Raw genomic sequence first — 8,407 nt, forward strand, 5'->3', positions numbered from 1 at the left:
ATCGTCAGTTTCCAAGCAATTCGGGCAGCCCCAGCGCCAACGCGGGGAACAGGATCAGGATGAGCAGGTGCAAAAGGTCGCTCGCCAGGAACGGCAGCACGCCCTTGAAGATGCGGTTGATCGAAACGTCCTTGGCCACGCCCTGGATCACGAACAGGTTCATGCCCAAGGGCGGATGAACGAAGCCGATTTCCATCGCGCGGCACAGGAAGATGCCGAACCAGATGGCAGACATGCCCACGCCTTCGACCACCGGCAGCAGGATCGGCGTGGTCAGAAGCATCAGCGCAAGGCCATCGAGCACCGAACCCAGCAGCAGCAGGATCACCGCAACAAGGATCAGCGTGGGTATCGTGCCGAGGCCAAGGCCGGTGACCCAGGCGCCGATGGCGTCGGTCAGCCCTGTAACCGAAACGAAGACCGAGAAGACCAGGGCGCCAATGATGACCATGAGGATCAGCCCGCTCGTGCGCAGCGTTTCCTCGAAGGCCTGCATCAGCATGGCGCGATTGAGGCGCTTGCGCCACGCCGCGATGGCGAGCGCGCCCGCTGCACCGATCGACGCGGCCTCGGACGGGCTGAACCAGCCGAGCGCAATGCCGCCGATGACCAGCGCGATCAGCAAGATCATATCGGCGATCCTGCCGATGGCCTGCCACCGCTCTGCCCACGATGCGCGGTCGCTGGCCGGGGCAATATGCGGGCGCAGGCGCACGGCGATCCAGATGACCGCGCAATAGAGCAGCGCCTGCGTCAGCCCCGGCACGATTGCTGCGGTAAACAGTTTGCCGATGGACTGTTCGGCAATGATCCCGAACACGATCAGCGCGCCCGAAGGCGGGATCATCTGGCCCAGCGTGCCGCCCGCCGCGACAGTCCCGGTCGCCAGTGCGTCCGAATAGCCGCGCTTGCGCATTTCTGGCAGGGCAACAAGGCCGATGGTCGCTGCCGTGGCCAGGCTCGATCCGTTGATCGCACCGAAGCCTGCGCACCCGCCGACCGAGGCATAGGCCAGCCCGCCGCGCCGATGGCCGACCAGCTTCGCCGCCGCATCGAACAGATCGCGGCTGGCGTTGGAAGAGAAGAACAGGTGCGCCATGAACATGAACAGCGGCAGCGTGCCCAGTTCATAACGGGTCAGCGTATCGACCAGCACTACCCCGCCCTTGATCAGTGCGGGTTCAAGGCCGAGCACAAGGCACAGCCCGCCAAGCCCGACGAGGCCCAGCGCCACGCCGATCGGCAGGCCCGACAACAGCAGCGCAAAGAGGATCAGGACACCGATCACGCCGGTCGCGGGCGTCGCAAACATCACTTGCGCCCCCTGACGGCTTGCGCGAGCAGCACTGCGGTCGTCGCCAGCAATGCCAGGTTGGCGAACAGCCGCATCCAGCGCCACGAGATGCCGAGCAGTTCGCTCTCCTCGTGCCCGCTCCACAGATCGGCCATGAGCCACAACGACCCGGCGAGAAGCCCGGCAAAGAACACCGCGCCCAGCAGGCCCGAAAGCCGCGCCATGGCGGCCTTCCCGGCATCGCCCATGCGGTCCACCACCAGATGCACCTTGGCGTGCGCCCGCTCCGCAGTTGCCACCAGCAAGGCCAGCGATCCGTCAACGAGGACAAAGAACTGGACCAGTTCGATGGAGCCCCGCAGCGGCAGGCCGACATGGCGGCCGATCACCGCAACAGTATCCGTTGCTGTTGCTCCCAGCAGCGCGACCCCGCCGAGCAGGGTGATGGCGTTGCGCACCCCGATCATGCGCGCACCGTGCCGTCAGCGGCGATGGTGATCGGCGGCAGACCGGCCTTCCGCGTGATGTCTTCGATATAGCGGGCGATCTCGGATTTCCTCTCGCCTTCGGCCAGAACGGGCCTTCCGGGTGCCAGAACGTCCACCGGGATGATCCCGGCTTCGATCCGGCCATCTTCATGGATTGTCAGCCGCCCGAGCATGGCATTGACCGCCTCCGGATGAAACGGCGCGAGGGTAAAGGCCGGGTCCGGTTCGAAACCGAACAGTGCCTTGCGCCGTTCGGCCCATTCGCGCCGCGCCGGGTGGTCCTGCGCCGGGCTCAGCGCACTCGTCACGACGCAACCATTGCCAAGGCCATGGAAGATCAGCTTGCCCTGATGGAATTCGATCCCGCGAACGATATGCGCGTGATGCCCGATGACGACGTCCGCCCCGGCCTCGATGGCTGCGTGGCTGATCGCACGCTCGTAGGGGGCCAGGCGGGCGGGCGTGTGGACCACCCCCTTGTGTAGCGCGACCATGATCACGTCCGCGCTTTCGCGCACCGCCGCGATATCCTTGCGGAGCACTTCGAGCGCCTGATCCGTCACAACGACAAGATCGGCGGCAGGGGCGATCGGTCCACCATCTGCAGTTTCGATCCGCAGATAGGCGCAACCTGCCTGGGCATCGCCAGCCCAGCTGTTTTCAGGCCCGACGCAGTTGTAGCTGAGCAGGGCAATGCGCATGCCGCAGCGCTCGACCATCGCCGGCTTGCGCGCCTCGACCAGCGACAGTCCTGCGCCCGATCCGACGAGACCTGCCTCGGCCATGAGGGACAGCGTGTCAGCGATTCCTTCTGCCCCGCAATCGGCAATGTGGTTTCCGGCAAGGCTCAGCATGTGAAACCCCGCCGCAGCGATGGCGGCAACATTCGAAGGCGGCGCGCCCGGCGCGGGAACGTCGCCTTGCAGCTCCTGTCCCCGCCCGGTGTGCGGCACCTCGAGGTGGCCCACCGCAAGGTCGGCCTCCTTCAGCGCCGGGGCAATTCCTGCCAGCCAGTAGGGGGCATCGGGCTCGTCGAGCACGAGGTCCCCCGCCAGCACCATGGTAATCGCCTTGCGCACTTGCGACCCTTCAGTTCTCAGAACGACTTGCGCAGGCTTACCGCAAACAGCCGCCCGATGGGATCGCTGGCGGTGGCATCATAACCGCCGCTGCCGTTGCCGCTTGGCGCAAGGTTCACGTAAGGCGGATCGGTGTCGAACACGTTCCGCACTTCGAGGCCGAGCGTCATCCCCTTCTCGAAGAACCCACTTGCCTGCTGGTCGCCGATGCGGAACGTGAGGTTGAGGTCAACCGGGGTGTAGCTCTTCACGTTCTGGCCGCCGACCGTCAGGTTGTTGAAGTAGCCACCGACATGGATCGCCTGCACACGCGCGCTGAACGGACCGTGATCCCAGGTCACGCTGCCCCGCGCCTTGAACTTGAGCGGGTTGAAGATGAAGTCCAGCCGATCGATCAGCGGCGCCTTGGGCGTCAGCGCCACGCGGTACTTGGTGAGGTAAGTGCCCGAAGCGTTGAAGGTCAGCGCATCCTCGCTGCCCAGTTCGGCGCGCCACGTGGCGGTGAAATCGATGCCACGGGTGATCGAGACGCCAAGGTTCTGGCTGCGCCCGTCGACGAACAGGGTCACGTTGGCCGGGTTGCCACCGGGGAAAGACCCGCCCGCCAGCGTCACGCCTTGCGCCAGCAGCTGCTGCACGCGCGTCGCGGCATCGGTGCCGCGCAGGATGATGCCCGTTCCTGCATACTGCGCCTCGGTGCCAAGGATGGCGAGGTTGGAGAGGTTCGCCAGCACCTGGTTCTTGTAGTTCACGTCCCAGTAGGTGACCGAGAAGCGCAGATTGCGGGTCGGTTCGAAGTCCGCACCGACCGACCATGACGTCGCCGTCTCGGGCTTCAGATCGAGGTTCGGGCCCGAAAGGGCATAGCCCTGCAACGGCGCGCCGCCCGCCGGGTTCTGGTAGGACTGGCCGAACAGGTTGTTGGAATTGCCGTAGATCTCGGGGATCGTCGGCGCGCGGAACGATGTGCCATAGCTGCCGCGCAGCTTGATCCCGTCGACCGGCACCCAGTTCACGCCGAACTTGGGATTGGTCGTGCTGCCGACATCGCTGTACTTGTCATGACGGACCGCGGCATTGATCTCGAGCCGCTGGAACCCGGGCATGGCATTGTCCGGCCCGAACACGGGAATGAACAGCTCGCCATAGAACGAATCAACCTTGCGGCCGAAGTTGCGGAAGGTGATCGGATTCGTCGGCGCGCCGCGTGCGGAGCCGAGCGCGACCTTGAAGTCCTGCCGCTCATACCCCGTCGCCAGCTTCACTTCGCCGCCCGGCAGCGCGAAGAGCCCGCCGTTGAGCCGCGCTTCGTACGTACGCAGGCGGCCATTTGTCGGCGCAAGAAAGATCTGGTTGGCGATGCCATCAAGCACGGCCTGGCTGGTGCGACCGAGGCCATAGGGATCGAACGCCGTCGCGGGATTGCTGCTGGCGAGCGCGGCGTTGAGGGCTGCATTGTTCACGCCGAAGTAGGAGCCCGAGAAATCATTGGTCTTGCCATAACCAAACAGGGCCTCGGCTTCCCAGCCTCCGGGCAGCTTTGCCTTGATCCCCGGCGTGATCTGCCAAGAACGGGCGTAGCCATAGGAATCGTTGGTCGGCAGGTCGTTCCGGAAGTTGTAGTCGAGCGTGTAGCTCGAGCCGGTAAAGCCATCGGGCCGCACGAAGAAGGCATTGGTCTGCGGCACCGTCAGGCGCGCATTCGAATAGGCCGAGATGCGATAGAACGAGCGCTTGGAATAGAACCCGTCGTAGAACACGTCGAGCCAGTCGGTCAGTTCGTAGCGGCCAGTGCTGTTGACCGAGTCATACTTCTGGCGCGGGATCAGGTCCTGATTGTCGAGCTCGTCGCACTTGTTGAGCGAACCGGCAGTGAGGCTTCCTGCGGTGGCCTGCGTCACCCCGCTGGAGGGAATCGCATAAGTCGTGCCGTTGGCGTTGATATTGCCCGGCGCGCAGCGGACGATGCGATAATCGCCGCCGCCAAAGCGACGCTGGTCGCTGGTGAAGAAATCACGGTCGTCGCCCGAAAGGTTTGAGCGTTCGACATGCTCGTAGGCGACCATGATCTGGCCGCGTTCGAACACTTTGCCCAGCGCTGCGCCCAAGGTATATTCATGGAAGTCGCCCCGGCTGGAGATGCCGGTGCGGGCAAACACTTCGCCACCATCGAGCGAGCGGCGCGGGATCAGGTTGACCACGCCCGCCACCGCGTCGGACCCGTAGATCGCCGAAGCGCCATCGGCGACCACTTCCACGCGCTCGATGCCCAGCGAAGGAATGACCGAAGGATCGATCGAGCGGCTGTTGTTGGTCACGCGGTGGCCATCGACCAGCACCAGCGTGGCATAAGGTCCGATGCCGCGCAGGTTGACCGAGTTGCCATAGGTGATGTTGCCGCTGCCGCCCGATTGTCCGCGCGAGTTCTCGGACACGCCGAGGTCGAAGACCTGCGGGATCTCCTTGATCATGCGGTCGACGGTGACCTGGCTCGAAGCCTCGATCTCCTTGCGACCCAGCGTCGTGACGGTGGAGCCGACCGGCGCCTCGCCGCGCACGCGGCTGCCGGTGACGATGATCTCGGCGTTGCTGGCCGCGCCCTCTTCAGGTGTATCCTGCGCCGCCTCCTGCGCGAAGGCCGCACCCGAAAGCGTGATCGCCAGCGCGCAGCACCCCAGCTTCAGCATGGCCCGCGAGGCCCCGATCCTCTTGCCCTTCATAATCCCCTACTCCTTCCCTGAGCCGTCGATGCGGCTTTGCATTTCAAAAAGAACTCAGTCGTTTACCGGCAGATCGAGCCGGGATGCATTGGCGCCGCCGCGATGCACGGTGATGACCGGCGCCGGGTTCTGGCGAATGTCCTTGAGATTGCGCTGGCGCGGATCGGCCCCCGCCACGGTCAGCCGCAGCCGCGCGCCTGCTGGCACCACGCGCGACACCGGCGTCATGTCGATGTTGACGCGCACGACCTGACCGGGCCGAACCGGCACGACATCGGCCATCATTCCCGAATGCCACGGCAAGCCCATCGTGTCGTAGGGGGCCTTGCCCTCCTTGCGGTGCGAAAGCGCGAGCCGCCCGAACGCCACGACCTCGGCCTTGCCGCTGGCATCGACCTGATCGAGGTAGACGAAGACGTTTGCGTCAGTCTTGTCGGTCGAAACCGCCAGCCGCGCCACGGGGAAGCCCACCAGCTTCACCGGCGCAGTCAGCGCGGGCGTGGTATAGGACAGGCCATTGGCGTCCATCGGCTGGGCCCAGAACGCGAAGTACTCGGGGTCTGGAAGATCGTAATTGACCGTGAAGCGATCCGCGCCGCGTGCGCCCGCCGAGGCGCGGAGGAGACCATCATTCACCGATCGCGCCGTGCCGCTCTTCCCCTCTTCAAGGAACCAGGACACCGGCTTGGCCCCCTCGCCCGGCAGCAGGTTGGAGCGAACATACCCCCCCTTCCCGTCCTTGCCTTCGAGCCAGTAGGTCGCGCGCGGGGCAGACTCCATGCCATTGGCCGCGCCTTTCAGAGCGTGGTCGAAATAGCGCGTGACCTCACCGGTAAAGTCGAACCCCGGCGGCGGCACGCAATGGCTTCCGGGCCCGGCAAGGAACCTTGAGCCCGGCATGTTGGCGGCGCTGATCAGGGCCTGCGCTGTCGGCTCGTCCTGCCAGTTGCTCCAGAAGTAGGTGGCGATGCCTGCGGCACGGATGCGGTCCAGGTAGTTGAACGTGCCGACCTCGTTCCAGAACTCGTTTCCGGTGAAGGCCGAAACGCTGTCGCGATAAGGCATGCCGTACCACAGCGGGGCCATCGGCGTGTTGGCGGCATGCTCGGCCACGGCGGCCTTCAGCATCGCTCCATCCGTGTCGGCGTCAACCGGGACGCTGGCGAGGTCGACTTCGGCAGGCTCGTCAGGCCGGGTGTTGAACTGCGCAGGGATGCCGCCGCGCCGCACGAAGGCATACTTGTCGAGGTCGGAAGCGCCGATGAACACGGCCTTGAGCGACGGCGGGGTTGTCGTGGCAGTATGGAACGTCGATCCGCCGAGGTAGGAACATCCGATCATGCCCACCTTGCCGGTGGAGAACGGCTGGCGCGCCAGCCACTCGACCAGATCGTAACCGTCATAGGCCTCGGTACGATCCTGAAATCCCCGACGGTGTCCGAAGGAAGCGCCCTTGCCGCGAATGTCGGCGGTGGCCACAACGTAACCCGCCCGGATCAGCGAGCGCATGGCGAGGCGATCATCAAGCGCAAGTTCGACGACCTTGCCATCCTTGTCCCTGAAGCGCGCTCGATAGGGCGTGAACGAGAAGATCACCGGCAGACGCTCAGGCGCAACCGTGGCACCACTGGCGGGCCGGTAGATGTTCACCGCCAGCCTCGTGCCATCGCGCACCGGCACGTAGATCGACTGGCGCACGACATCTGGATAGCCGTCCGCGGCGGCAGCAACGGGCCCAGCGACGAACGTGGCCACGCTTGCCAGCGCCACGATGGCGCCCGTAAGATTGCGGATTCCCTTCACGATGCTCTCCCGGACGGATCGATCCGCCGCTCTTGCAACCCTGTGATCACCTATCCCGCAAGCGCTTACAACTGAAAAATGGACAACGATATTGTTGACAATTTCGTCCATAACCAGCGATAAGGTTGCGCATGGTCCAGGATGCAGCCATTGATCGCGCCCCTTCGGGGCAGGAAATCGCCGATTGGGTCCGTCAACGCATCCGGACCGGCCGCTTCGTGCCGGGCCAGCGACTGGTCGAAGTCGATATCATCCGCCAGACCGGGGCGAGCCGGTCGAAGGTGCGCGAGGCGCTCAAGCGGCTCGAAGGCGAAGGCCTTGTCGAGATCGAGGAATTTCGCGGCGCGTCGGTCCGCAGCTCCACGCTTGACGAGGTGCGCCAGATCTATCGGGCGCGCATGGCGCTCGAAGGCATGGCGGCGCACGATTTCACCGTGAATGCCGATGCCGTCATGCTGGGCCGGCTCAAGGCCTTGCAGGACCAGCTTGACGCCTGCGTGCGCGAACGCGCGCCGGACCGGTTCGGCAGGCTCAACAATGAATGGCATCGCCTGATCGTCGAAGGATCGGGCAACAAGGTCATCGCCGATCACCTCCAGCGGCTGAACGTGCCGATCCATCGCCTTCTTTTCGAAAGCTTCTACGACGAGGAGCGCCTGAAGACCGCCAACGCCGATCATCAGGCCATGCTTACACTGATTCTCGCCGGGGACGCCGATGGTGCCGAACGCGCCATGCGCCAGCACATCGGCGACGGGTTCGAAACCCTCGCCCGCATCGAGGACGAATTCTACCGCTGACCGGGTCCCGTCACGGCTTGAACGTCCAGACTCCCGCCATCGGCCCGCCTTCACCGAACAGCGCGGTCATGGGATCGGCGCTTTTGGCGGCGCGGGAGAGTTTGTCGGCGAGGGGGTCGTCGACGGGTCCGTTGTGGCCTTGCAGATGGTGGATCCAGGCGGTCAGGCCTTCGCGTATGGCGGGGCAGGTGCGGCCGTGTTTCTCGTTGTGCGCCAGCGTCTC

Annotated in this window: 6 protein-coding genes and 1 pseudogene; 1 reads left to right on the forward strand and 6 read right to left on the reverse strand. The window is 65.0% G+C overall.

Features of this window, described 5'->3' with window-relative positions; translation table 11 throughout:
* Positions 1-4: 4 nt before the first annotated feature.
* Genes AC1Q5P_RS14505 through AC1Q5P_RS14525 form a run of 5 tightly spaced genes read right to left on the reverse strand, consistent with a single transcriptional unit; the run spans position 5 to position 7,384 of the window.
* Positions 5-1,312, reverse strand: a complete 1,308-nt coding sequence (locus AC1Q5P_RS14505; RefSeq protein ID WP_492519296.1) for a TRAP transporter large permease — start codon at positions 1,310-1,312, stop codon at positions 5-7.
* Complete coding sequence (locus tag AC1Q5P_RS14510) at positions 1,312-1,761, reverse strand: TRAP transporter small permease (RefSeq protein WP_492519297.1); 450 nt, start codon at positions 1,759-1,761, stop codon at positions 1,312-1,314. Before AC1Q5P_RS14510 ends, AC1Q5P_RS14505 begins: the two co-directional genes overlap by 1 nt.
* Complete coding sequence (locus AC1Q5P_RS14515; protein ID WP_492519298.1) at positions 1,758-2,861, reverse strand: CapA family protein; 1,104 nt, start codon at positions 2,859-2,861, stop codon at positions 1,758-1,760. Before AC1Q5P_RS14515 ends, AC1Q5P_RS14510 begins: the two co-directional genes overlap by 4 nt.
* A gap of 17 nt (positions 2,862-2,878) precedes the next feature.
* Positions 2,879-5,581, reverse strand: coding sequence for a TonB-dependent receptor domain-containing protein (locus AC1Q5P_RS14520; protein ID WP_492478427.1), 2,703 nt, complete (start codon positions 5,579-5,581; stop codon positions 2,879-2,881).
* Positions 5,582-5,635: 54 nt separating this feature from the next.
* Positions 5,636-7,384: a CocE/NonD family hydrolase gene (locus tag AC1Q5P_RS14525; RefSeq protein ID WP_492519299.1), complete on the reverse strand. Its 1,749-nt coding sequence runs from the start codon at positions 7,382-7,384 to the stop codon at positions 5,636-5,638.
* 131 nt (positions 7,385-7,515) lie between these two features.
* Here AC1Q5P_RS14525 and AC1Q5P_RS14530 point away from each other — a divergent pair, with 131 nt between their 5' ends.
* A complete protein-coding gene (locus tag AC1Q5P_RS14530) occupies positions 7,516-8,184 on the forward strand; it encodes a GntR family transcriptional regulator (protein ID WP_492519300.1) in 669 nt (222 codons plus the stop codon).
* A gap of 10 nt (positions 8,185-8,194) precedes the next feature.
* Here the strand turns inward: AC1Q5P_RS14530 and AC1Q5P_RS14535 are convergent.
* Positions 8,195-8,407: pseudogene (locus AC1Q5P_RS14535) on the reverse strand (mannitol dehydrogenase family protein); the annotation flags it as partial.

The sequence above is a fragment of the Novosphingobium sp. GW835-FHT14H07 genome (assembly GCF_058793515.1).